Below are 25,363 nucleotides of genomic sequence, written 5' to 3'. Positions count from 1 at the left end.
GGGAGGGAAGGGGCTACTGAGACTGCAGCCTGGCGAACTCGGCGTAGGCGCCGCCGCGGGCCATCAGTTCGGCGTGGGAGCCCTGCTCGCGGACCTTGCCGTCCTCCAGGAAGACGATGCGGTCGGCGTGGACGATGGTCGACAGCCGGTGGGCGATGATGATCACCGCGCGGTCCTTCGAGGCCTCCTCCAGGGCCGCCACCAGATAGCGTTCGGTCTCGGGATCGAGTGCCGAGGTGGGCTCGTCGAGGATCAGGATCTTCGATTCGCGCAGCAGGCCGCGGGCGATGGCGATCCGCTGCTTCTGGCCCACCGACAGCTTGCCGCCCTTGGCGCCGAGGTCGGTGTCGTAGCCCTCCGGCAGGGCGGTGATGAAGCCGTGCGCGCCGGCGATCTTCGCGACGGCCTCGATCTCCTCACGGCTGGCGCCCGGCTTGGCGTAGGCGATGTTGGCGGCGATCGTGTCGCCGAACAGGTGGGTCTCCTGGAAGACGTAGGTGACCTGCCGCCTCAGGCTCTCCAGCTTCACCTCGTCCAGGTCGTAGCCGTCGATGGTCACCTTCCCGGCGGTGGGACGGTGGAAGCGCGGGACCAGGTAGGCGAGGGAGGTCTTGCCGGCCCCGGTGGGACCGACGATGGCGACGATCTCGCCGATGCGGGCCTCGAAGTCCACGTCGTCCAGCGCCTTGCGGCCGTCCGGATAGACGAGGGTGACGGCCTCCATCTTCACGCCCTGCTGGATCGGCGGCAGGACCTTGGTCCCCAGGTCCTGCTCGACGGGCATGTCCATCAGCTCGAACACCCGCTTCAGGCCGGCGGCGTTGTCCTGCAGGTCGACCCAGAGGCGGCCGGTGAGGATGGCCGAGCCGGCCATGCTGGCGAAGTAGATGGTGATGACCATGTAGTCGCCGACCGACATCTCCCCGGCGATGATCTGGGCGCTCACCACCAGGAAGACCGCCGAGAGCAGCAGCTGCTGGGCCAGGCCCGAGGCGACCAGCACCAGGATGTTGGCCAGCACCACCCCGCGGAACCGCCGGAAGGACTCGGCGCTGGCGGCCGCGAACCGCGCCCGCTCGCGCTTCCACCCGCCGAGGCTCTGGATGGCCAGGATGTTGCTCATCCCCTCCTCGATCGCGCTGGTGGTGTCGCCGCCGGCCAGCCGCGACTGGGTCGAGCGGCGGCGTGCGAAGCCCGCCAGCGGCAGGGTCATGAGGAAGGCGGCGGGCGCCACCGCCAGCGCCGCCCACACCACCTCGGGGGCGTCGCCGAAGCTGAAGGTCAGCACGTAGCCGAGCGCGGCGATGGTCAGCAGGGTGGTGATCGGTTGCTGGATCAGCGTCTGGCAGACCGCGCTGATCATCGGCGTGTCGTACATGACCCGGTAGAGGCTGTCGCCGATCCGGCGGTCCTCCAGGGTGGTCATCGGCAGCGCCTTGATCCGCTCGAACAACTGGCAGCGGTAGTAGTGGTTGAGCGCCTGGGAGAAGCGCAGCTCCCACCGGTACTCGAGAAAGCCCCAGATCCCCGACGCGTAGCTGCGACCGCGGTTGGCTTCGTTCTCGGTCCGGGTGGCCGTGTCCTGGCCCTCGGCCAGCTGGGCGTCCGTGGTGTCGCGGCCGGCCGCGCCCTGCCCGAATACGCCGAAGGTCAGGAGGAAGCTCGCCGCGAGCAGGATGGTGGCGAAGGCCACCTGCTGGGGGCTCCAGCCGATCATCATCTCCATGAACCACTGCAGGAAGGGCGGGAACTTCTCCACTTCCGCTTCGGTGATCGGCTTCCTCAGCACCACGTAGTCGGTGAGGATCTTCAGCGGCCAGGGCGCGACGATCGAGGCGACCACCGCGATGCTCGCCAGCGCCAGGCCGACGAAGAACCGGCCCCGCATGGGCCAGATGTAGGTCAGCGCCCGTCCCATCAGCCACAGGGTCTCTCTGAGGCCGATGCGTTCGGCGCGGTCCTGCGCAGGGCCCGCCGCGGCGGCGGGGGCGAGGCTCTTGAGGGCGGCGTCGGTCATTCGGCGGCTCCGGCGAGCGCCGGCTCGCTCTCGGCGGTGACCAGCTTGCGATAGCCGCCCCCCGCCATCTGCATCAGCTCGGCGTGGCTGCCGGCCTCGCAGACCTTGCCGCCGGACAGGTAGAGGATCTGGTCGGCCTGGCGGATGGTGGACAGCCGGTGGGTGACGATGAAGATCGCCCGGCCCTGTCCCCAGTCGTGCAGGTTCTTGAGCACCTGGTGCTCGGTCGCCGCATCCAGCGCCGCGGTGGGCTCGTCGAGGATCAGGATCGGGGCGTCCTTGATCACTGCGCGGGCGATCGACAGCCGCTGCCGCTGGCCCGCCGAGAGCCGCCCGCCGCGGTCGCCGAGCACGGTGTCGTAGCCCTCCGGCAGGGCCATGATGAAGTCGTGGGCGCAGGCCACGCGCGCGGCCGCCTCGACCTCGTCGCGGCTGGCGTCCGGTACGACGTAGCGGATGTTGTCGGCGATGCTCATGCCGAACAGGATGTTCTCCTGCAGGGCGATGGAGATGTTGTCGCGCAGGCTCTCCACCTGCAGATCCCGGATGTCGCGGCCGTCGACGGTGATGCGGCCGCCCTCGGGGTCGAACAGGCGCAGGGCCAGCGCCATCAGCGTGCTCTTGCCCGACCCGGTCGGGCCGACGATGGCGGTGATCGTCCCCGGCGTGGCGGTGAACGAGACCTCCGACAGGATCGGCCGCTCCGGCTCATAGCCGAAGCTCACCTTCTCGAAGGCCAGCGCCGTCTCGAACGGCGGCATCGGGATGGCGTCCGGCTTGTCCTGGACGTCCGGCTCGATGTCCAGGATGTCGAACACCCGGTGCAGGCCCATCGCCTGGTCCTGGGCGAAGGTCCACTCGCGAGAGAGGGTGCGCACGTCGACGGCGCTCTCGAAGAACTTGTCCTGCACCCAGCGGAAGGACTGCACGTTCCAGACGGTGAAGGACAGGCCCACGAGCCCGATCAGCCCCGCCGCCGCCGCCGGCCGGCGCTCGGCGGCCCAGACGGCCATGAAATAGAGGCCGACCAGCAGCACGACGCCGGTCAGCACGAAGCTGACGATCATCGTCAGGGCCGCCAGGCTGCGGGCCTTGAAGGCGGCGTTGAAGGCGACCACCGACTCGTCCTCGAACCTGGCCTGCTCGGCGTCCTCGCGGCCGTAGGCCTTGATCACCCGAAGCCCGGAGAAGATCTCCTGGATGCGGCTGGTCAGGTCGCTGTTGCGCTCGCGCGCGACCAGGGCGCGGGTGCGCAGGCGCGGCGAGAACCAGCGCGCCCAGGCCAGCACCGGAAGACCGATCCCCGCCGCCAGCAGGGCGAGGAAGGGGTCGAAGAACATCAGCAGGAAGACCGCCGAGACCAGGGCGGTGATCATCGAGAAGGCGGTGACCAGCCGGGTGATCACCTGGGTCACCTGGGCGCTGTCCTGGTAGATCCGGTAGACCGCATCGCCCACCCGCTGCTCGGCGTGGTGGCGCATGGACAGCTTGTGCCAGCGCTCAACCAGGGCGACCCGCAGGTCCTGGTTGATCATCTGCTGGATCCAGGTGGAGTAGTAGCGCAGCGCCAGCGCGCCCGTGCGCTCCAGCAGGAAGGCGCCCAGCGCCAGGCCGATCCACCACCACTGCAGCGACAGGCGCTGGTCGGTCGTGAGCCGGGCCGCCTCGCCATCGGCCATGCCCGAACCGCCGATGATGCCGGCGAGCAGCGGGCTCAGCGGCTCGCCCACCAGGATGGACTTGTAGAGCAGGTCGGCGACGATGGCCGTCAGCAGGGCCAGCACGAACTTCCGGACCCAGTCGATCAGGTAGTAGTAGAGCAGGTGGCTGCCGACCCGGAACGACACCACCGTGGCCCCGTCGCGGCGCTCGAAGCGCACGAACCAGCCGGCCGCATAGGCCGCCCAGGTCCCCAGCGCAGTGAATTTCGGCCCGTAGCCTTCCGACGTGACCCAGAACAGGAAGGTCGCCAGGAAGCCGGCGAGCGCGCCGGCGATGGCGAAGACGGCCTGCAGCCGGTTGCGGGTCGCGAGCGTCGCCCAGGCGCAGGCGGCCATGGCCACGAACAGCCCTTCGCCGATCAGGCTCCAGCGCGCCGCGCTCTCGCTCGTCGCGGTCTGGGCGCCCAGCACCAGCCAGGCGACCAGGCCGGTCACCAGGAACGGCATGTAGAGGTAGCCCGTCGGGTGGGAGTCCCGGGCGGCCTCGGCCGGCCCGCTCAGCGCCCGGCTCGCCCAGCGGCCCTCGATGTAGCGGTAGAGGAAGGGCCAGGCGCGCCAGACCAGCTTGAACACGCCGCCGAAGCTGTAGTGGTCCGCCCGGTGGTCCCGGTCACGGTCCTTCGGCAGGGGCGCATCGCCCCAGATCGGCAGGACTCGTCCCCTGCGCGCCTCGTCCAACATGGCGCCGATCCTCCCAGATCGACCCCCTCCGGATCCGGCCGCTCGAGCGCCTTGCAACGCCCTTCGGCCGTTATGCGGTCCGGATTGGGCTTTCCTGTTTTTGTAGTCAGAAGTGTCGGTAGGGCTTCGCGGGGCGTCAAGCGAAGTTCGATGACGCGCCTGAAACAGGCGCCCAAACATTGGGCGCCGCTGCCTTTCGGCCGCCATCGCGCAGACGGTCGATTGATCTGCCGGCCGGACCCGGCCATGCGGGGCCTCGATGCGGGTGCTTATCATTGATCCGGACGAGGCGCGGGCGGCGCTGGTCGCCGAGGGCCTGAGCGAAGTTCATCCGCTCGAGGTGACGCGCGCCTCGACGTTGGAGGAGGTGGAGGCCGACCTTCCCCGCCTCGCGCCCGACGTGATCGTGATCGCCTGCGAGAGCCCCGACCGGGACACCCTGGAGAGCCTGCGCGAAACCAGCCAGATCAACCCGCGCCCGGTGGTGATGTTCGTCGACCGCTCCACCCCGGGCCTGGCGGAGGCGGCGGTGCAGGCGGGCGTCGCGGCCTATGTGGTCGACGGCCTGGCGCCGGGCCGCGTCCGCCCGGTGCTGGAGGTGGCGATGAGCCGCTTCTCGATCATGCAGCGGATGCGGGCGGACCTGGAGAAGGCCAAGGCGGATCTGGCCTCCCGCAAGACGGTCGAGCGGGCCAAGGGCCTGCTCATGAAGGAACGCGGGCTGGACGAGGACGCGGCCTATCGGACCCTGCGCAAGCTGGCCATGGACACCGGCCGGCCGCTCGGCGCGGTGGCCACCGACCTCCTGACCTTCGCCGGCGTCCTCAAGGGAGACGACAAGTGAGCCTCGAGCAGCGCGAGCTTCGGCTCGGCTTCATCGCCCTGAACGACTGCGCGCCCCTGGTGGCGGCCCAGGAGAAGGGCTTCTTCGAGGACGAGGGCCTGGCGGTGTCGCTGAGCCGCGAGGCCTCCTGGGCCAACATCCGCGACAAGGTGGCGATGGGCGCGCTGGACGGCGCCCACATGCTGGGGCCGCTGCCGCTGGCGGTGAACCTCGGCGTCTGCGGCGAGCCCACGCGGATGATCGCGCCGCTGTCGCTGAACCTGAACGGCAGCGCCATCACCGTATCCACGGCCCTGGCCGAGGCCATGCGCGAGGTCGATCCGCAGGGCATGGCGGCGCGCCCGCGCTCGGCCCGGCCGTTGAAGAAGCTGATCGAGGCGCGCCGGGCCCGGGGCGAGACGCCGCTGATCTTCGCGGTGGTCTTCCCGTTCTCGGTCCACAACTACCAGCTCCGCTACTGGATGGCGGCGGCCGGGATCGACCCGGACCGGGACGTCCACGTCGTCGTGGTGCCGCCGGCCCGCATGACCGCGCGCCTGGCGGTGGGCGAGATCGACGGCTACTGCGTCGGCGCGCCCTGGAACGCCGCCTCGGTCGCCAGCGGCCACGGCGAGATCATGATCTACGCCTCCGAATTCTGGCGCGTCGGCCCCGACAAGGTGTTCGGCCTGAAGGAAGCCTGGGCGAAGCAGAACCCGCAGACGCTGCAGGCGGTCCTGCGCGCCCTGCTGAAGGCCGCCGCCTGGTGCGACCTGCCCGAACGGCGCGCCGAGCTGGCCGCCACCCTGGCCCGCCCCGAGTACGTGGACGCCCCGGAGGAGGTCATCGCCCGCTCGCTGGTGGGCTCGCCGCCCTACGCGGCGGACGAGCCGGGGCCCGACAGCCTCGACTACATCATCTACCACCGCTACGCGGCGAGTTTCCCCTGGCGCAGCCACGCCGTCTGGTTCCTGACCCAGATGCGGCGCTGGGGCCAGATCGGGCCTGAGGTGGACATCCTGGCCGCCGCCGAGGCCGCCTACCGGCCCGACCTCTACCGGACGGCCGCGGCGGACCTCGGCGCGCCGGCGCCCGTGGTCGACGAGAAGGTCGAGGGGCTGCACGCCGCCCCCTGGACCCTGGACGAAGCCACCGCGCCCATCCCCATGGCCCCCGACCTGTTCTTCGACCAACGCGCCTTCGACGCGGCCCAGCCGGACCGCTACGTCGCCGGCTTCGAGATCGGCCGGGCCTGACGCCGTCTCCTCTCCCCCCGGGGCTTCGCCTGGGGAGGAGGCGCGCCGACGCGGCTCAGAAAATGTGCGGCGGCGCACAATCGGGCGCCCGCGCTGCAAGCAAATCGCGCCGCGGCCGGAAGAAGCGTCGCCGCAGTCTCTTTCGCACTTGCGAGACAAACCGCCGGCTGGCGCCCTCCTGCCCGGCGCGGAGCAAGGATGTTTCGCTTGGCCCGAGAGGGTCCCGGGGCAGCGACGCGCCGGCAACGAGAGGACACTGACGTCCAAGCAGGGGGGCCCCCTCCCTGCCTGGGCGTCTTTTTTTTGGGTCTGGAGGGGATGGATGGCCGGAGAATCGTTGCGGGCCCTTGCGGCGGGCCTTGCGCTCAGCGCCGCCTGCGGGGCGGCGAGCGCGCAGGAGGCGGCGTCGCCGCCGGCTGCGCTGGCGGCGGGCAAGCCGATCCTCGAGATCCGCCAGCGCTACGAGCACGTGGACCAGGCGAACATCGCCCGGGACGGCGAGGCGCTCACCGTTCGCTTGCGCCTGGGGTACGAGACCGGCGTCTGGAACGGGCTGAAGGGCCTGGTGGAGTTCGAGGGCGTCGCCGATCTCCTCGACGAGGACTACAACTCGACGATCAACGGCAAGACCCAGTATCCGGTGATCGGCGACCCCGAGGTCGCGGAGATCAACCGGCTGCAGGTCAGCTGGAACCCGAGCCCCGCCTTCGGCGCCACGCTGGGGCGCCAGCGGATCAACTTCGACGACCAGAGGTTCGTCGGCAGCGCGGCCTGGCGCCAGGACGAGCAGACCTTTGACGCCGTCCGCGCCGACCTGGCGCTCGGCAAGGTGAAGGGCTCGCTCGTCTACGTGGACCGCGTGAACCGGGTGTTCGCCGAGGACCTGGACTGGAAGAGCGACAGCTGGCTGGTCAACGTCGCCTACGCCGGGCCCGAGGCCTTCAAGGCCGCCCTGTTCGTCTACGCCCTCGACTTCTCGAACGCGCCGGGGAGCTCCAGCCTGACATCGGGCGTGCGGGTGACCGGCAAGGCCAAGGCCGGGTCCGTCGCCCTCGGATACGCGGCCAGCTACGCCCGCCAGAGCGACCACGCGAACAACCCGGCCGACTTCGACCTCGACTACTGGGCGGCGGAGGTCTCCGGAACGTCGGGGATGTTCACCGTCCGCGGCGCCTACGAGTCCTTCGAAGGGAACGGCGCGCGCGCCTTCCAGACCCCGCTCGGCACGCTGCACGCCTTCCAGGGCTGGGCCGACGTCTTCCTGACCACGCCGCCGAACGGGCTCGAGGACGCCAACGTCGGACTGACGATCAAGCCGGCGTGGAAGGCCGACCACCTGTTCAACATCGAGCTGACGGCCCGCTACCACAGCTTCGAGGCGCAGCGCGGCGGCGCCGATCTGGGCGACGAGTTCAACCTGCTGGCCCAGGCCGCGGTCACTAGGCAGATCACGGTGCTCGCCAAGTGGGCCGACTACGACGGCGCGCCGGGTTTTCCGAGCCGCCAGCGGTTCTGGCTCGGTTTCGAATTCAAGCTGTGAGAGGCCCTACCGCGCCAGGCTGGCGATCAGCAGGATGAGCAGCACCAGGCTGACGATCTGCCAGAAGCGGAGCGGATCGCGGTCGTAGAGCGACAGCGGCCGCGGCCTGGCCGGCGGGGCGCCGAGGGCGCCGTTCTCCAGGGCCGAGAGCAGCTCGAAGGCGTCCTGGAACCGCTCGTCCGGATCGGGAGCGACCGCCCTGGCGAGCGCGGCGTCCAGCCAGGCGGGCAGGTCAGGGCGGTGCGAGGAGGCGGGGGCGGGCCGGCGCAGCTTGGGCGTCGAGAAGGGCTCGATCTCGCCGTAAGGGTAGGCCCCGCCGGTGAACAGCCGGTAGAGGGTCACGCCCAGGGCGAAGACGTCGGTGCGCACGTCGCCCGCGCCCCCGGCGTGGAGCTCGGGCGCCATGTAGCTGGCGGTGCCGGGGATTTCGGGGGCCGGGAAGGCCTCCAGGTGGGGCAGTCGCGCGACGCCCAGGTCCACCAGCTTCAGCCCGGCCTCCGGCTCGAGGATGACGTTGTCGGGCTTGATGTCGCGGTGGATCACCCCGGCCCGGTGCAGCGCCGCCACCGCCTTGCAGAGCTTGGCCGAGAGCTCCAGGCCGGCCGGCAGCGGGATGGGCGTGCGGGAGAGCCGCCGCTCCAGCGTCTCGCCCTGGTAGAAGGGCTGGACGAGATAGAGGCAGGTGCGCCGGCCGGGCTCCGGCTCGATCACGCGGCCAACCCAGGGGCTCGCCACCCGGCTCGCCACCCACGATTCCCGCAGGAAGGCCGAGCGGGCGCTGGCCTCGGCGCCCAGGGCCTGGGGCTTGGGGAACTTCAGCAGCACCGGCTGCTCGCTGCGCCGGTCCATGGCGCGGAACACGCGGCTGTAGCGGCCGTCGGCCAGCAGCGCGTCGAGGCGATAGTCGTCCACCGTCTCGCCGGCGGCGGGCGGCTGGCGCATGGGCAGGGCCGAGACCGCCTGGCCGAGGTCGGTCAGGTCCACCGCCGGCAGCTCCAGCACATCGATCACCAGGGCGGTGGCGTCGTCCTGTCCGCCGGCGGCGACGGCCGCGTCCACGAGCTCGCGGGCGCTGGCCTCCGCGCCGCCGCGCCGGCCGAGCGCCTCGGCGATGCGCTTCTCGCCGAGCGGGCCGTGCACGCCGTCGCTGCACAGCAGGAGCCGGTCGTGGGCCAGCAGCTCTTCGCTGGCGTAGTCGATGGCGATCCGCGCCTCGCCGATCGACCTCGACAGCGCGTTCTCGAACCCGGGCACCCGGTGGTCGTCCGTCAGCCGCGCGACCTTGCCGTCGCGCAGCCGATAGAGGCGGCTGTCGCCCACGTGCAGCACGTGCAGGCGTCGGCCGCGCAGCACGACGGCGGTCAGCGTGGAGGCCATCCCCTCCAGCTGCGGGTCCGTGCAGCCTTGGGCGTGGATCCAGCGGGAGACCGCGTCGATCGCCCGCCCGGCGCTCTGCCGGACCGGCAGCGTCTCGCTCTGGCCGAAGTAGCCGTCGAAGAAGCCGCGCACGGCGGTCTCGGCGGCGACGCGGCCGCCTTTGGCGCCGCCGACCCCGTCCGCTAGGGCGGCGGTCAGGCCCGCCAGGCGGCCCGGCTCCTCCAGCTGGACGGCCGCAAAGTCCTCGTTGAGGCGCTTGCCCGGCCCCATCGCCGTCGCGTGGCCGACCTGCACCTTCAGCTGCGCCGCCTGTTCCATGGGCCTCTGTGGGCCACCGCCCGGCCGCCAAGTCCAGCCCGCCGCCAATCGCTGGGCGCCCGCCGGCGCATTCCGCCCAAGCCTTGGGCAATCGCGTTTTTGCAGGTGCGAACGCCGCCGCCGCGGTTCAGGCCTCCGCCGGCCGCGCGTAGGGAAGAGACGCCCCTGCGGCGGGGCTGGCGCCAATGCGGGCGTCGGCGGTCAGGACGCTCTGACGTCGCGACGGGTTTCCTCCCCCGATTCGCGGCTTCGGCCGGAGCAAAGAGCGTTCACATGATCGGCAAGGACTTCATCAAGGCCGGACACGCCCCGACGCTGTTCGCCGCCTTCCTCTACTTCGACATGAGCTTCATGGTCTGGGTGGTGCTGGGCGCGCTCGGCGTGCAGATCTCCACCGACCTGTCCCTCACCCCGGCCGAGAAGGGCTTCATGGTCGCCGTGCCGGTCCTGGCCGGGGCGCTGCTGCGCCTGGTCGCCGGCGTGCTGGTCGATCGCATCGGCCCCAAGCGGGCGGGGATGATCTGCCAGCTCGTCGTGATCGGCGGTCTGCTCGCCGCCTGGGCGATCGGCGTCGACACCTACGCCGAGGTCCTGGCCGTGGGCGTGGTGCTGGGCGTCGCAGGCTCGTCCTTCGCCGTGGCCCTGCCGCTCGCCTCGCGCTGGTATCCGCCGCAATACCAGGGGATCGCCCTGGGGATCGCCGGCGCCGGCAACTCGGGCACGGTGTTCGCCAGCCTGTTCGCCCCCTCGCTCGCCGCAGTGGTCGGGTGGCAGAACGTGCTGGGCCTGGCGACCCTGCCGCTGGCCGCAGCCTTCGTGGTCTACTTCTTCTGCGCCAAGGACAGCCCCGACCAGCCGCCGCCCAAGTCCCTGCCGGAGTACCTTGCGGTGCTGAAGATCCCCGACGCCTGGTGGTTCATGTTCTTCTATGGCGTGACCTTCGGCGGCTTCGTGGGCCTGTCCTCCTCGCTGACCATCTTCTTCAACTCCGAGTACGGCCTGACGCCGGTCATCGCCGGCTTCTTCACCGCCGGCTGCGTCTTCGCCGGCTCGATGTTTCGCCCGCTCGGCGGCGCGCTCGCCGACCGGATCGGCGGAATCCGCACCCTCTCGATCATGTACCTGGCCGCGGCCGCCGCCCTGGCGGTGGTGAGCTTCGGTCCGGCCTCGCCCTGGACGGCGCTAGTGGTGATGATCGCCGGCATGGGCGCGCTCGGCATGGGCAACGGGGCGGTGTTCCAGCTGGTGCCGCAGCGCTTCCGCGCCGAGATCGGGGTGATGACCGGCTTCGTCGGGATGACCGGCGGCATCGGCGGCTTCTACCTGGCCTCCAGCCTCGGCCTCGCCAAGCAGGCCACCGGCAGCTACCAGGCGGGCTTCCTCGCCTTCGCCGCCCTGGCCCTGGTGGCGCTGGTGGGACTCACCTCGATCAAGCGGCAGTGGCGCACCACCTGGGGCGCGGCGACCGCCACCACCGCCCGGGTCTAGCGGGCGCCCGCGGCTTGGTCAGCGTCTGGGCGCCCTCGCGGCAGGGCGCCCATTTCGCGGGCGCCGCACCAAATAAGGGCACCTCTGCTGCATTGCAGCACGCCGCCCTCCAACACAGGGCGCTAACCTGGCTTCGAACGGGCCAACGAAGGTCCGAGTAGAGCTTCCCCGGCGCGGCCGGGTCGTAGGGCAAAGGCGTCCGATCCATCTGGTTTTCGGGCCCGCCGCTTCGGCGCCGGGCAAGGTTCGGAGAGCGGCGATGCCCAAGCAACGTCTGGTCGTCATCGGCAACGGCATGGCCGGGTGCCGCGCGGTCGAGGAGGTCCTGAAGCGGGACCCGGGCCGCTACGAGGTCACCATCTTCGGCGCCGAGCCCAGGGTGAACTACGACCGCATCATGCTCTCGCCGGTGCTGGCGGGAGAGAAGACCTTCGAGCAGATCGTGATCAACGACATGGCCTGGTACGAGGCCAACGGCATCACCCTGCACGCCGGCCGGGCGGTGACGCGGATCGACCGCGAGGCCCGCACGGTGGAGGCCGAGGGCGGTCTCTCCGTCCCCTACGACAAGCTGATCCTGGCGGTGGGCTCGGACCCCATCCGCCTGCCCCTGCCGGGCGCGGACCTTCCGGGCGTGGTCACCTTCCGCGATCTGGACGACGTGCAGGCGATGACCGAGGCGGCCGGCAAGGGCGGCCGGGCGGTGGTGATCGGCGGCGGACTCCTGGGGCTGGAAGCCGCCTACGGACTCTCCAAGCGCGGCATGCACGCCACCGTCGTCCACCTGATGGACGTCCTGATGGAACGCCAGCTGGACGAGAGCGCCGGCTATCTGCTGCGCGAGGCCCTGGCCGAGCGCGGGGTGGAGACCCTGCTCGAGGCGCACTCCGAAGCGATCCTTGGGGAGGACGGCCGGGTGTCGGGCCTGAAGCTCAAGGACGGCCGCACCATCCCCTGCGACCTCCTGGTCATGGCCGTCGGCATCCGGCCGAACACCCGCCTGGCGGCGGATGCGGGCCTCAACGTCGCCCGCGGCGTGGTGGTCGACGACCAGATGCGCACCTCCGATGAGGCCATCTTCGCCATCGGCGAGTGCGCCGAGCACCGCGGGATCGCCTACGGCCTGGTGGCCCCGATCTGGGAGATGTGCCGCACCCTGGGCGACGTGCTGACCGGCAAGGACGGGGCCTACGAAGGCTCGATGCTGCAGACGAGGCTGAAGGTCTCCGGCGTCGACGTCTTCTCGGCCGGCCGCTACGCCGGCGGCCCGGGCTGCGAGGACGTGGTGTTCCGCGACGCCGGCCGCGGCGTCTACAAGCGCGTGGTGCTGGAGAACGGCAAGATCGCCGGCGCGGTGCTGTTCGGCGATGCGGCCGACGGCGGCTGGTATTTCGATCTGATGAAGCGGGGCGAGGACGTCTCCGACGTCCGCGACACCCTGATCTTCGGCCAGCAGATCACGGAGGCCCTTCGGGGAGTGGACCCTAAGGCGGCCGTTGCGGCCATGCCGGACTCCCAGGAGGTCTGCGGCTGCAACGGCGTGTGCAAGGGCGCCATCGTCGAGGCCATCGGCGAGAAGTCCCTGACCACCCTGGACGGCGTGCGCGCCCACACCAAGGCTTCGGCCTCGTGCGGCACCTGCACCCCGCTGGTGGAGAAGATCCTGCAGCTGACACTGGGCGACGCCTTCGAGGCCCAGACCGGCCCGGCCGCCGTCTGCAAGTGCACCCACCACGGCCATGACGCGGTCCGCAAGGCGATCGTCGAGTACGAGCTGAAGTCCATGCCGGCGGTGATGCAGGCGATGGAGTGGACGACGCCGGACGGCTGTTCGTCCTGCCGTCCGGCGCTCAACTACTACCTGCTCTGCGCCTGGCCCGGCGAATACCGCGACGACAAGCAGAGCCGGTTCATCAACGAGCGGGCCCACGCCAACATCCAGAAGGACGGCACCTATTCGGTGGTCCCGCGGATGTGGGGCGGCATGACCTCGGCTTCCGAGCTGCGGGCCATCGCCGACGTGGTCGAGAAGTTCGACATTCCCTCGGTGAAGGTCACCGGCGGCCAGCGCATCGACCTGCTGGGCGTCAAGAAGGACGACCTGCCGGCCGTCTGGGCGGACCTCAACGCGGCCGGCATGGTCTCCGGCCACGCCTACGGCAAGGCGCTGCGCACGGTGAAGACCTGCGTCGGCTCGGACTGGTGCCGGTTCGGCACCCAGGACTCCACCGGCCTGGGCGTGCGGCTCGAGAAGTTCATGTGGGGCTCCTGGACCCCGGCCAAGGTCAAGCTCGGCGTCTCCGGCTGCCCGCGCAACTGCGCCGAGGCGACCTGCAAGGACATCGGCGTGATCTGCGTCGACTCTGGCTACGAGATCCACGTGGGCGGCGCGGCCGGCCTGCACATCCGCGGCACCGAGCTCTTGACCAAGGTCGCCAGCGAAGAAGAGGCGGTCTGGACCATCTGCGCCATCACCCAGCTCTACCGGGAAGAGGCCTGGTACCTGGAGCGGATCTACAAGTGGATGGACCGGGTGGGCCTGGATCACATCCGGGCCGCGGTCGAAGACCCCGAGCGCCGCAAGGCCCTCTACGACCGCTTCGCCTACTCGCAGCGCTTCTACCGGATCGACCCCTGGGCCGAGCGCGTCGCCGGCCGCCACCAGGACGAGTTCAACCCCCTGTCGCGTCGAATGGAGTTCGAGCCCGCATGAACGCCCTCGTGAAGGAACCCGTGGTCGCCTGGACCGATGTGGGCGCGGTCACCGACGTGCCGCTCCGGGGCGCGCGCCGCGTGCCGGCCCCCGGCGGCGACATCGCCGTCTTCCGCACCGGCGACAACCAGATCTTCGCCCTGCGCGACAAGTGTCCCCACAAGGGCGGGCCGCTCAGCCAGGGGATCGTCCACGGTCACGCCGTCGCCTGCCCGCTGCACAACTGGTCGATCGAGCTGGCCACCGGCGAGCCGTTGGGCGCCGACCGCGGCAAGGGCTGCGCGCCCGTCGCCCCGGTCAAGGTCGTCGACGGCCGCATCCTGCTGGGCGTGGTGAGGGGGTAGGGCCTTGGAGGCGCAACGCCTCACCACCTGTCCCTACTGCGGCGTCGGCTGCGGGATCGCGGCGCAGCCGGGGGAGGCCCGCGCGCTGACGCTGAAGGGCGATGCGGCCCACCCGGCCAACCTCGGCCGGCTGTGCTCCAAGGGCACGGCCCTGGCCTCGACGGTCAGCCTGCAGGGCCGGCTGCTGCACCCGATGATCAGCGAGGCCCGCACGAGCTGGGCCGCCGCAACCCGGCTGGTGGCCGACACCTTCGCCCAGACCATCGCCGAGCACGGGCCTGATTCTGTAGCCTTCTACGTCTCCGGCCAGCTGCTGACCGAGGACTACTACGCCGCCAACAAGCTGATGAAGGGCTTCATCGGCTCGGGGAACATCGACACCAACTCCAGGCTCTGCATGGCCTCGGCGGTGGCGGCCCACAAGCAGGCGTTCGGCGCGGACCTGGTCCCCGGCTGCTACGAGGACCTGGACCTGGCCGACCTGGTGGTCTTCTCCGGCCACAACGCCGCCTGGACCCACCCGGTGCTGTTCCGCAGGCTCGAGCAGGCGAGGGGCCGCGGCCAGAGCTGGATCGTGATCGACCCACGCCGCACCGACACCGCCGAGGGCGCCGACCTCTTCCTGCCGATCGCGCCGCAGACGGACGTGAGGCTGTGGAACGGCCTGCTGGCCTTCCTCGACGCCCATGGCCACGTGGACCGCGCGTTCGTCGACGCCCACGTCGCGGGCTTCGGCGAGACGCTCGCGGCGCTCGGCGCCGACGACCAGAGCCTCTCCGCCATCGCCGCCGACTGCGGCCTGCCGGAGAAGGCGGTGGCCGACTTCTACCGGGCCTTCGCCGCCACGCCCCGCACCGTCACCCTGTTCAGCATGGGCTCCAACCAGTCGGCGCAGGGCGTGGCCAAGGCCCTGGCCGTGATCAACGCCCACCTGGCGACGGGGAAGATCGGCAAGCCGGGCGCGGCGCCCTTCTCCATCACCGGCCAGCCCAACGCCATGGGCGGGCGCGAGACCGGCGGCATGGCCACCACGCTGGCCGCCCACATGGACTTCTCGCCCGAAGAGCGCGACCGCGTCGCCCGCTTCTGGAACGCGCCGCGCATCTCCAAGCGGCCGGGCCTGAAGGCCGTGGAGATGTTCGAGAAGGTCCGCTCGGGGCAGGTGAAGGCGCTCTGGGTGATGGCCACCAACCCGGCCGTGAGCCTGCCGGACGCCGGGAAGGTGCGCGAGGCGCTCGCCGCCTGCCCGTTCGTGGTGGTCTCCGACTGCATGACCCGGACCGACACCTCCGCCTTCGCCCACGTGCGCCTGCCGGCCCTGGCCTGGGGCGAGAAGGACGGCACGGTCACCAACTCCGAGCGCCGCATCTCCCGCCAGCGGGCGCTGTTCCCGGCGCCCGGCGAGGCCCGCGCCGACTGGCGGATCGTCGCCGACGTCGCCCAGGCCATGGGTTTTTCCGACGCCTTCGCCTGGAGATCGCAGGCCGACGTGTTCCGCGAATACGCCGAGCTCACCGGGTTCGAGAACGCCGGGCGCCGCTACCTCGACCTCGGCGCGCTCGCCGGCCTCTCGGACGCCGAATACGAGGCGATGACGCCGGTCCAGTGGCCGGTGAAGCCCGACGGCGGGACGGATCGTCTGTTCACGGACGGCCGCTTCCAGACGAGCGACGGCCGGGCCCGGATGATCCCCGTGGCGGCGAAGGGACCGGCGAGCGCAGTCAGCCCCGACTTCCCCTTCGCGCTGAACACCGGCCGGGTGCGCGACCACTGGCACACCATGACCCGCACGGGCCTGGCGGCCGAGCTCTGCCGCCACACGCCCGAGCCGATGCTGGAGGTCCACCCGGCGGACGGAGCCGCCGCCGGGCTCACCGACGGCGAGCTCGCGCTGGTGGAGACGCCGGCCGGGCGGGCGGTGGTGACGGCGAAGTTCACCGACCGCCAGCGGCGCGGCGGCCTCTTCCTGCCGATGCACTGGACGGACGCCTTCGCCCCTTCCGGCAAGGCCAATCCGCTGATCGAGGCGAAGGTCGACCCGACCTCGGGCCAGCCGGAGTTCAAGCACACCCCGGCCCGCGTCGCGCCCTACGGCGAGACCTGGCGCGGCTTCTTCGTCGCCCGCGATCCGTGGGCGGCCCCCGCCGGCTTCGACCTCGTCTGGCGGCGCACGCCCTACGACGGCTGCCACGTCCACGAGTTCGCCGGCCGCGGCGAGGAGGCTGAGCGGCAGGGCGTGCTCAATGCGCTGCTGGCCGGCGCGGCCGGCGAGGTGCTGGCCATGGACGATCCGGCCCGGGGCGCCATGCGCCGGGCGCTGGTGCTCGAGGGCCGGCCCGAGCGGGTGCTGGTGATCACCAAGATGGGCGCCCTGCCGGCCCGCGGCTGGATTGCCGACCGTTTCCTGGACGATGCTTTGGCGCTCACCGACCGCGTCGCCCTCCTGGCCGGCCGGGCGGCGGACGCCGTCGATCCCGGCCGCATCGTCTGCGCCTGCTTCCGGGTGGGGGAGCGCGCCATCGCCGCGGCCGCCGCGGACGGGGCGCGGACCCTCGACGCCATGGGCGAGGCCACCGGCGCCGGCACCAACTGCGGCTCCTGCCGCCCCGAGATCGCACGCCTCCTGAAGGAGACTGTCCATGCCCATGCCGCCTGAAGCCGGCCGCGTCCTCCTGGTGGGCGCCGGCCCCGGGGCCGTCGACCTGATGACCGTCCGCGCCATGAGGGCGGTCCAGGGCGCGCAGGCGCTGCTGTACGACGCGCTGGTGCCGGACGAGATCCTGGCGCTCGCGCCCGCGACCTGCCTTCGCATCCAGACCGGCAAGCGGGCCGGCAAGGCTTCGATGAAGCAGGAGACCATCAACCGGCTGATGCTGCGCCTGGCGCGGCGGGGCCTGGAGGTCGTGCGGCTGAAGGGCGGCGATCCCTCGGTGTTCGGCCGTTCGGGCGAGGAGCGCGCCTTCCTCGAGGCGCATGGGATCGCGGTCGAGGTCGTGCCCGGCGTCACCGCCGCCAGTGCGGCGGCCGCCCAGTTCGGCTTCCCCCTGACCCATCGCGGCGAGGCCCGCCGCGTGGCCTTCGCCACCGCCCGGGTGCAGGACGGCTCCATCGTCGAGGAGGGCTGGACGGCCCTGGCCGACGCCGAGACCACCGTCGCCCTCTACATGGCCCGCGACGCCGCCGCCGCGGTCGCCGAGCGGCTGATCGGGGAGGGGCGGAGCCCCGCGACCCCCGCCGTGGCGGTCGAGAACGCCGGCCGCGCCGACGCCCGCCTCGTCCAGAGCACGCTCGCGGCGCTGCCGCAGGCGCTGGCGGCCCACGCCTTTAGCGGCCCGGTGGTGCTGGTCATCGGCGAGGCGGTCGCCCAGGCCCGCGCGCTCGCGACCGAAGCTGCGGAGCGCCGCCGCTTCACCGCCTGAGGCTTCCCGCCCGCGGCGTTTACGGCCAAGCTTGGCGGAACGCCGGCGTCCTCGAGTCCGGTGACTTGGGGAGGCTTCGTCCGCGCGTGCTCGCCGTTCTCGCGTTCGCCATGGTGGCGAGCTTCATGGCCCTGATCATGTCGGGGCGCGTCTCGGCCCTGGTCGCCCTGATCCTGGTCCCCATCGCCTTCGGCCTGGCCGCGGTCGGACTGGGTTACGCGCCGGGCGACGAACTCGGCGCCATGATGCTGAACGGGGTGCGGGAGCTCGCGCCCACCGGCGTCATGCTGGCCTTCGCCATCCTCTACTTCGGGCTGATGGTGGACGCCGGGCTGTTCGACCCGCTGGTGCGGCTGATCGTGCGGCTGGTGGGCGGCGACCCGGTGAAGATCACCACCGGCTCGGCGGTGCTGGCCCTGCTGGTCTCCATGGATGGGGACGGCTCGACGACCTACATCATCTGCTGCTCGGCCATGGTCCCGCTCTACCGGCGGGCCGGGCTCGACATGCGGATCCTCGCCTGCCTGCTGATGCTGGCCTGCGGGGTGACCAACATCACCCCCTGGGGCGGGCCGACGGCGCGCGCCGCCAGCGCCCTGCAGCTCGACCCGGCGGACATCTTCGTGCCCCTGATCCCAGCCATGCTGGTCGGCGCCGCCTCGGTGATCGGCCTGGGCTGGTTCCTCGGTCGGCGAGAACGGGCCAGGCTCGGCGTGCTCAAGGGCCCGGCCATCTCGGCCGGCCTGCCCGACGACCCCGTCGCCTTCAACGACGAGACCCAGCGGCCGGACCGCATCTGGATCAACCTGGCGCTCACCGCCGCCCTGCTGACCGGGCTCGTCATGGGCGTCCTGCCGCTGCCGGTGCTGTTCATGATCGCTACGGCGATCGCCCTGCTGGTGAACTATCCCGCCGTCGCCATGCAGAAGGCCCGCATCGCCGCCCACGCGCCTAACATCCTGGCCGTGGTCTCGGTGATCTTCGCCGCCGGGGTGTTCACCGGCATCCTCAACGGCGCGGGCATGACCGACGCCATGGCCCGCAGCGTGGTGGACGTGATCCCGCCGGAGCTCGGCCGCTACATGGCCCCGATCGCGGGCCTCGTCTCCATGCCCTTCACCTTCTTCATCTCCAACGACGCCTTCTTCTTCGGCATCCTGCCGATCCTGGCCGAGGCCGGCGGCCACTACGGCGTGGCGCCGGTGGAGATGGCCCGGGCCTCGCTGACCAGCCAGGCCGTGCACCTGTTGAGCCCGCTGGTGCCCTCGACCTACCTGCTGGTGGGGCTGGTCGGCATCGACATCGGCCAGCACCAGCGGTTCACGCTCATCTGGGCCGCCTTGCTGTCGCTGATCCTTCTTGCGGCGGCGATACTGCTCGGCGTGGTCCCGCTGGCCGGCTGATCTTTCCTTGCCGGTGGGGTGCGCGGCGCTCTAGGATTCTGCGCGTGTAAGGGGAGGCATGGCATGCCCTACAGTCTGAATGTGAACGGCAAGTCCCAGACGGTCGACGTCGACGAGGACACGCCTCTGCTCTGGGCGCTGCGCGACAGCCTCGGGATCGTGGGGCCGAAGTACGGCTGCGGAGTGGGCCTGTGCGGCGCCTGCACGGTCCACATGGACGGCCAGCCCGTGCGCTCCTGCAGCCTGCCGGTCTCCGCCGTCGGCGCGGCCAAGATCACCACCATCGAGGGCGTCGGCGCCAACCCGATCGGCAAGAAGGTGCAGGACGCCTGGATCGAGCTGGACGTCGCCCAGTGCGGCTATTGCCAGCCGGGCCAGATCATGAGCGCCACCGCGCTGCTGGCCTCCAACCCCAAGCCCACCGACGCCGACATCGACGCGGCCATGAGCGGCAACCTGTGCCGCTGCGCGACCTACACCCGCATCCGCAACGCCATCAAAAAGGCGTCCGGCCAGCCCGTGACGAAGGAGGCCTGAGATGACGCCCTTTGACGGACTCGCCACCGACCGCCGCACCTTCCTGACGGTCAGCGCCGCCGCCGGCGGCCTGGCGCTCACCTACGACATCGCCGCCGCGGCCGCCCAGGGACAGGACGGGGCCAAGATCGGCGCCTACCTGACCGTGGCCCCGAACGGGCAGGTGACCATCGTCTCCAAGAACCCGGAGATCGGCCAGGGGGTGATGACCTCGCTGCCGATGCTGATCGCCGAGGAGCTGGACGTGGACTGGAAGAACGTCCGCGTGCACCAGGCCGGCAACAATCCCAACGCCTTCGGCCGCCAGTTCGCCGGCGGTTCGATGGCCACGCCCCTCCACTGGGAAGAGCTGCGCCGGGTCGGCGCGGCCGGCCGGAACATGCTGATGCAGGCGGCCGCCCAGCAGTGGAACGTGCCGGTCGCCGAGCTCTCCACCGAGCCCGGGTTCGTGGTCCACAAGGCCTCGAAGAAGCGCGCCTCCTTCGGCAGCCTGGCGGCCAAGGCCGCGGCCCTGCCGGCGCCCACCAAGGAACAGGTCGCCGCGCTGACGCTGAAGGATCCGAAGGACTACCGGATCATCGGCAAGTTCACCCCGCAGGTCTCCTCGCCGCAGATCGTCACCGGCCAGCCGCTGTTCGGCATCGACACCCGCCTGCCGGGGATGGTCTACGCCACCTACGAGAAGGCGCCGGTGTTCGGGGCCAAGGTCGCCAAGGCCGACCTCGACGCCGCCAAGTCGGTGAAGGGCGTCCGGGACGCCTTCGTCATCGAGGGCGGCGACCAGCTCGACGGCCTGCTGCCGGGCGTCGCCGTCGTGGCCGACACCTGGTGGGCCGCCAACAAGGCCCGCCAGAAGCTGAACGTCCAGTGGGCGGACCATCCCACCTCGGCCCAGTCCAGCGCCGGCTTCGCCGCAAAGGCGGCCGAGTTCGCCAAGGGCGCGCCGGCCCGCAGCCTGCGCGCCGACGGCGACGTGGCCGGGGCGCTGAAGGGCGCGGCCAAGACCGTCGAGGCCGCCTACTACTACCCCTTCCTGGCCCACGCGACGCTGGAGCCGCAGAACTGCACGGCCCACTTCAAGGACGGCAAGATGGAGATCTGGGCGCCGACCCAGCTCCCGGAGCCCGGCCAGCAGCTGGTCTCCAAGACGCTCGGCATCGCGCCGGAGAACGTCATCATCCACATGACCCGCTCCGGCGGCGGGTTCGGGCGCAGGCTCTCCAACGACTACATGGTCGAGGCCGCGGCCATCGCCCAGAAGGTCGGGGCGCCGGTCAAGCTCGTCTGGACGCGTGAAGACGACATGCGCCACGACTTCTACCGCCCGGCCGGCTTCCACCACTTCAAGGGCGGGGTAGATGCGGCGGGGAACCTGGTCGCCTGGGAAGACCACTTCGTCAGCTTCGGCGAGGGCGAGGGCTTCGCCCGCAGCGCCAACATCAGCCCGACGGAGTTCCCGGCCCGGTTCGTGCCGAACTACAAGCTGGGCGTCTCGACCATGCCGCTGGGCGTGCCCACCGGCCCGCTGCGCGCGCCCGGCTCCAACGCCATCGCCTTCGTGGTGCAGTCATTCATCGACGAGCTGGCCCATGCGGCCGGCGCCGACCCGGTCGCCTTCCGCCTCAAGCTGCTGGGCGACCAGCCGGTGGTCGGCGGGCCGGGGCCGGGCGGCTACGCGGCCGGCCGTATGGCGGGCGTGCTGAAGCTCGTCGCCGAAAAGAGCGGCTGGGGCCAGCCGCTGCCCAAGGGCACGGGCAAGGGCGTCGCCTTCCACTACAGCCACCTGGGCTATTTCGCGGAGGTGGTGCAGGCCACCGTCGCGGCCGACGGCGCGGTCAAGGTCGACAAGGTCTGGGTCGCGGCCGACGTGGGCGGCCACATCATCAACCCGGCGGGCGCCTACAACCAGGTGCAGGGCTCGGTGCTGGACGGCCTCTCGGAGGCGCTGCACCAGGAGATCACCATCGAGAACGGGGCGGTCCAGCAGACCAACTTCAACGACTTCCCCCTGCTGCGGATGAACGAGGCGCCGCCGATCGAGGTGCACTTCCTCAAGACCGACAACCCGCCCACGGGCCTGGGCGAACCCGCCCTGCCGCCGGTGGTCCCCGCGCTCACCAACGCCATCTTCGCCGCCACCGGCAAGCGCATCCGCGCCCTGCCGATCCGCGCGGAGATGCTGAAGGCCTAAAAACTTCACGTCATCCCGGACGGCCCGCCAGGGCCGATCCGGGACCCAGGGCGCACCGAGCTGGGTCCCGGCTCTCCGCTTCGCTCCGGCCGGGATGACGGGCGGGTTATTCGGGCGCTAAGGTCTGGCCAAGAGGCGGCGCGAGACCGCCGAGCCAGGGACGCCCCGATTGAAGAAGCTGCTGATCGCCAACCGCGGCGAGATCGCCGTGCGCATCGCGCGCACCGCGGCGGAAATGAACATCCCCACCGTCGCCGTCCATTCCGAGGACGATGCGGCCTCGCTGCACGTGAAGAAGGCCGATGCGGCCGTGGGGCTGACGGGCTCCGGCCCCGCGGCCTACCTCGACCAGGCGCAGATCATCGCCGCGGCCCGGCAGCACGGCTGCGACGCCATCCATCCCGGCTACGGCTTCCTCTCGGAGAACGCGGCTTTCGCGCGGGCCTGCGCTGAGGCGGGGATCGCCTTCGTGGGGCCGAGCCCCGAGACGCTCGAGCTGTTCGGCGACAAGGCCAAGGCGCGGGCGCTGGCCATCGCCCATGAGGTCCCGGTTCCTCCGGGCACGGACGGACCCGTCGACCTGGCCGGCGCGCGCCGCTTTTTGGAGAGCCTCGGCCCCGGCGGGGCGGTGATGGTCAAGGCGGTGGCCGGCGGCGGCGGGCGTGGCATGCGGCCGGCCGCCTCCATCGAGGAGCTGGAGCAGGTGTTCGACCGCTGCCGCTCAGAGGCCGAGGCGGCGTTCGGGGACGGCGCCGTCTACGTCGAGCAGTTCCTGCCCAAGGCGCGGCACGTGGAGGTGCAGATCGTCGGCGACGGGGCGGTCGTCTCCCACCTCTGGGACCGCGAGTGCAGCCTGCAGCGCCAGCGCCAGAAGATCGTCGAGGTCGCCCCCGCGCTCGTCCTGCCCCTGGAGGTGCGCGAGCGGCTGTTCGAGGCCGCCGTGGCCCTCGGCCGCGCCGCCCGCTACCGCAGCCTGGGCACCGTCGAGTTCCTGGTGGAAGCGGGCGCCGCCGAGCCGAACATCGTCTTCATCGAGGCCAACCCCCGCCTGCAGGTGGAGCACACGGTCACCGAGGAGGTCACCGGCCTCGACCTCGTGCGCCTGCAGCTGGAGATCGCCCGTGGCCGCATCCTCGCCGACATCGGCCTGACCCAGAGCCAGGTCCCGGCGCCGCGCGGCGTGGCCCTGCAGGCCCGGGTGAACCTGGAGACCATGGCGGCGGACGGCTCCGCCCGGCCGGCGGGCGGCGTGCTCTCGGCCTACGAGCCGCCGTCAGGGCCGGGCGTGCGGGTCGACGGCTTCGGCTACGCCGGCTATCGCACCAGCGCCCGGTTCGACGCCCTGCTGGCCAAGGTGATCGTCCACGCCCCGCTGGGCGGGGTGGAGGCGGCCTCCGCCAAGGCCTACCGGGCGCTCGGCGAGTTCCGCATCGCCGGGGCGGCCACCAACCTCGGCTTCCTGCAGAGCCTGCTCTCGCACCCCGAGGCGGCGGCCGGCCAGGTGCACACCCGCTTCATCGACGAGCACGTCCGCCTGCTGCTGGAGAAGGCGGGCGAGCACCGCCGCCTCTACTTCGAGACCGCCGCGGGTCCGCAGGCCAAGCGCGCCGGGACCCAGGTCGACACCATCGACCCCCTGGCGGTGCTGGACCTCGGCAAGCAGCAGGTGGACCGGTCCGTCGACGAGGAGGAGGAGATCGAGGGGCCGGAGGGCACGCTGGCCCTGCGCGCGCCGCTGCAGGGCACCGTCGTCTCCATCTCCGTCGCGCCGGGCGAGACGGTGAAAGCGGGCCAGCCAATCATGGTCATGGAGGCCATGAAGATGGAGCACGTGATCGCCGCCGAAGCCGGCGGCGTGCTGCGCGAGATCACCGTCGCGGCCGGCGACACTGTGTTCGAGGGCCACCCGCTGGCCTTCGTGGAGCCGCGCGAGGACGTCGGCGGCGCCTTCCAGGCCGAGGAGAACCTCGACCCCGACTATATCCGCCCCGACCTGGCCGAGGTGCTGGAGCGCCACCGGCGCACGCTCGACGAGGCGCGGCCCGAAGCCGTGGAGCGCCGCCGCCGCACCGGCCAGCGGACCGCGCGGGAGAACATCGAGGATCTCTGCGATCCCGGGACCTTCACCGAGTACGGCCCGCTGGTCGTGGCCGCCCGCCGGCGGCGCAACACGATCGAGGAGCTGATCGCCCAGACGCCCGCCGACGGGCTGGTCATGGGCCTGGGCCACATCAACGGCGACAAGTTCGCCGAGGAGGCCAGCCGGGCGACCGTGATGGCCTACGACTACACGGTGCTGGCCGGCACCCAGGGGGCGCACAACCACGACAAGCTCGACCGCATGGCCGAGGTCGCCCTGCGCTGGCGCCTGCCGACGGTGTTCTTCACCGAGGGCGGGGGCGGGCGGCCCGGCGACACCGAGGGCGGCGGCTTCACCCGCGGGTTCGAGTTCTGGGGCCGCCTGTCGGGCGCCGTGCCTCTGGTGGGGATCAGTTCCGGCCGCTGCTTCGCCGGCAACGCGGCCATCCTCGGCTGCTGCGACGTGATCATCGCCACCAAGGACTCGGCGCTCGGCATGGCCGGCCCGGCGATGGTCGAGGGCGGGGGCCTGGGCGTCTTCCGGCCGGAGGAGATCGGGCCAATCAACGTCATGCAGGCCAACGGCACCATCGACGTGCTGGTGGAGGACGAGGCCGAGGCGGTGGCCGTCGCCAAACAGTACCTCTCCTACTTCCAGGGCCCGCTGAAGGACTGGACCTGCGCCGACCAGCGGCTGCTCCGCCGCGCCGTGCCGGAGAACCGGCTTCGGGTCTACGACGTGCGCAAGGTGATCGAGCTGATCGCCGATACCGGCAGCGTGCTGGAGCTGCGGCCCAAGTTCGGCCTGGCCATGATCACCGCCTTCATCCGCATCGAGGGCCGCCCCGTCGGCGTCATCGCCAACAACCCGGCCCACATCGGCGGGGCGATCGATTCTGACGCCTCGGACAAGGCCGCCCGCTTCATGCAGGTCTGCGAGGCCTTCGACATCCCCATCCTGTCGCTCTCGGACACGCCCGGGAACATGGTCGGGCCGGAGGCGGAGAAGACGGGGCTCATCCGCCACTGCTCGCGGCTCTTCGTCATCGGCGCCAACCTGACGGTGCCGATCTTCTCGGTGATCCTGCGCAAGAGCTACGGCCTGGGCGCGATCGCGATGACCGGCGGCAGCTACCAGGCCTCGATGTTCTGCGTCTCCTGGCCGACCGGCGAGTTCGGCGGCATGGGGCTGGAGGGCTCGGTCAAGCTCGGCTACCGCAACGAGCTCGCCGCGATCCAGGATCCGGTCGCCCGCAAGGCCCGCTTCGACGAGATGGTCGCCAACGCCTACGAGCGCGGCAAGGCCCTCTCCCGCGCCATGGGCCCCGCCCTCGACGACGTCATCGACCCCGCCGACACCCGCCGCTGGGTCGTCGCCGGCCTGAAGGCCCAGCCGCCGAAGCCGGTGCGCACGGAGAAGAAGCTGCCCTGGATCGACGCTTGGTGACTCAGACCC

General features: G+C 71.5%; 15 protein-coding genes and 1 pseudogene. 12 read left to right on the top strand and 4 right to left on the bottom strand.

The features are described from left to right. Nucleotides 1-13 precede the first annotated feature (13 nt). Both ACFSC0_RS04735 and ACFSC0_RS04730 read right to left on the bottom strand, forming a co-directional pair. On the bottom strand, nucleotides 14-2,017 hold the full coding sequence (locus ACFSC0_RS04735; protein ID WP_377282364.1) for an ABC transporter ATP-binding protein: 2,004 nt from the start codon (nucleotides 2,015-2,017) through the stop codon (nucleotides 14-16). After that, nucleotides 2,014-4,419 (bottom strand): ABC transporter ATP-binding protein, encoded by a 2,406-nt coding sequence (locus ACFSC0_RS04730; RefSeq protein WP_377282363.1) that lies wholly within the window; start codon nucleotides 4,417-4,419, stop codon nucleotides 2,014-2,016. The genes ACFSC0_RS04735 and ACFSC0_RS04730 overlap by 4 nt, the downstream gene beginning before the upstream one ends. A gap of 259 nt (nucleotides 4,420-4,678) precedes the next feature. Here ACFSC0_RS04730 and ACFSC0_RS04725 point away from each other — a divergent pair, with 259 nt between their 5' ends. The 3 genes from ACFSC0_RS04725 (at nucleotide 4,679) to ACFSC0_RS04715 (ending at nucleotide 8,038) form a co-directional block, all read left to right on the top strand. After that, complete coding sequence (locus ACFSC0_RS04725) at nucleotides 4,679-5,263, top strand: ANTAR domain-containing response regulator (RefSeq protein ID WP_377282362.1); 585 nt, start codon at nucleotides 4,679-4,681, stop codon at nucleotides 5,261-5,263. After that, nucleotides 5,260-6,498, top strand: a complete 1,239-nt coding sequence (locus tag ACFSC0_RS04720) for a CmpA/NrtA family ABC transporter substrate-binding protein (RefSeq protein ID WP_377282361.1) — start codon at nucleotides 5,260-5,262, stop codon at nucleotides 6,496-6,498. Before ACFSC0_RS04725 ends, ACFSC0_RS04720 begins: the two co-directional genes overlap by 4 nt. Nucleotides 6,499-6,820: 322 nt before the next feature. Then, a complete protein-coding gene (locus ACFSC0_RS04715; protein WP_377282360.1) occupies nucleotides 6,821-8,038 on the top strand; it encodes an alginate export family protein in 1,218 nt (405 codons plus the stop codon). 6 nt (nucleotides 8,039-8,044) lie between these two features. On the opposite strand, the gene ACFSC0_RS04710 is transcribed toward ACFSC0_RS04715, so the two are convergent. Beyond that, nucleotides 8,045-9,733, bottom strand: coding sequence for a bifunctional protein-serine/threonine kinase/phosphatase (locus ACFSC0_RS04710; RefSeq protein ID WP_377282359.1), 1,689 nt, complete (start codon nucleotides 9,731-9,733; stop codon nucleotides 8,045-8,047). Between the two features lie 273 nt (nucleotides 9,734-10,006). On the opposite strand from ACFSC0_RS04710, the gene ACFSC0_RS04705 reads away from it, so the two are divergent. From ACFSC0_RS04705 to ACFSC0_RS04670, 8 genes are all read left to right on the top strand, one after another. After that, nucleotides 10,007-11,221, top strand: a complete 1,215-nt coding sequence (locus tag ACFSC0_RS04705; RefSeq protein ID WP_377282358.1) for a nitrate/nitrite transporter — start codon at nucleotides 10,007-10,009, stop codon at nucleotides 11,219-11,221. 259 nt (nucleotides 11,222-11,480) lie between these two features. Beyond that, a complete protein-coding gene (gene nirB / locus ACFSC0_RS04700) occupies nucleotides 11,481-13,934 on the top strand; it encodes a nitrite reductase large subunit NirB (protein ID WP_377282357.1) in 2,454 nt (817 codons plus the stop codon). Continuing rightward, nucleotides 13,931-14,278, top strand: a complete 348-nt coding sequence (gene nirD / locus ACFSC0_RS04695) for a nitrite reductase small subunit NirD (protein WP_377282356.1) — start codon at nucleotides 13,931-13,933, stop codon at nucleotides 14,276-14,278. Before nirB ends, nirD begins: the two co-directional genes overlap by 4 nt. A 4-nt stretch (nucleotides 14,279-14,282) precedes the next feature. Then, nucleotides 14,283-16,934 (top strand): nitrate reductase, encoded by a 2,652-nt coding sequence (locus tag ACFSC0_RS04690; protein ID WP_377282355.1) that lies wholly within the window; start codon nucleotides 14,283-14,285, stop codon nucleotides 16,932-16,934. Then, nucleotides 16,918-17,697, top strand: coding sequence for a uroporphyrinogen-III C-methyltransferase (gene cobA / locus ACFSC0_RS04685; protein WP_377282354.1), 780 nt, complete (start codon nucleotides 16,918-16,920; stop codon nucleotides 17,695-17,697). Before ACFSC0_RS04690 ends, cobA begins: the two co-directional genes overlap by 17 nt. A gap of 86 nt (nucleotides 17,698-17,783) precedes the next feature. After that, complete coding sequence (locus ACFSC0_RS04680; protein WP_377282353.1) at nucleotides 17,784-19,100, top strand: CitMHS family transporter; 1,317 nt, start codon at nucleotides 17,784-17,786, stop codon at nucleotides 19,098-19,100. A 63-nt stretch (nucleotides 19,101-19,163) separates the two neighbouring features. Next, nucleotides 19,164-19,637 carry a (2Fe-2S)-binding protein gene (locus ACFSC0_RS04675; RefSeq protein WP_377282352.1) on the top strand — a complete coding sequence of 158 codons (474 nt, stop codon included), beginning with the start codon at nucleotides 19,164-19,166 and terminating at the stop codon, nucleotides 19,635-19,637. Between the two features lies 1 nt (nucleotide 19,638). Then, nucleotides 19,639-21,828 carry a xanthine dehydrogenase family protein molybdopterin-binding subunit gene (locus ACFSC0_RS04670; protein WP_377282351.1) on the top strand — a complete coding sequence of 730 codons (2,190 nt, stop codon included), beginning with the start codon at nucleotides 19,639-19,641 and terminating at the stop codon, nucleotides 21,826-21,828. On the opposite strand, the pseudogene ACFSC0_RS04665 reads toward ACFSC0_RS04670, so the two are convergent. Beyond that, nucleotides 21,829-21,931 (bottom strand): annotated as a pseudogene (locus tag ACFSC0_RS04665) (hypothetical protein); the annotation flags it as partial. It abuts the gene before it with no gap. A gap of 66 nt (nucleotides 21,932-21,997) precedes the next feature. Here ACFSC0_RS04665 and ACFSC0_RS04660 point away from each other — a divergent pair. Then, the gene (locus ACFSC0_RS04660) at nucleotides 21,998-25,354 is read left to right on the top strand and encodes a carboxyl transferase domain-containing protein (protein ID WP_377282350.1); all 3,357 of its coding nucleotides are present in this window, start codon (nucleotides 21,998-22,000) and stop codon (nucleotides 25,352-25,354) included. The last annotated feature ends 9 nt before the right edge of the window (nucleotides 25,355-25,363 follow it).

The organism is Phenylobacterium terrae (assembly GCF_042681205.1).
Taxonomy (GTDB): Bacteria; Pseudomonadota; Alphaproteobacteria; order Caulobacterales; family Caulobacteraceae; genus Phenylobacterium; species Phenylobacterium terrae.
The sequence above is the reverse complement of the archived record's forward strand: the minus strand, read 5'-3'. Positions and strand labels throughout refer to the sequence as shown.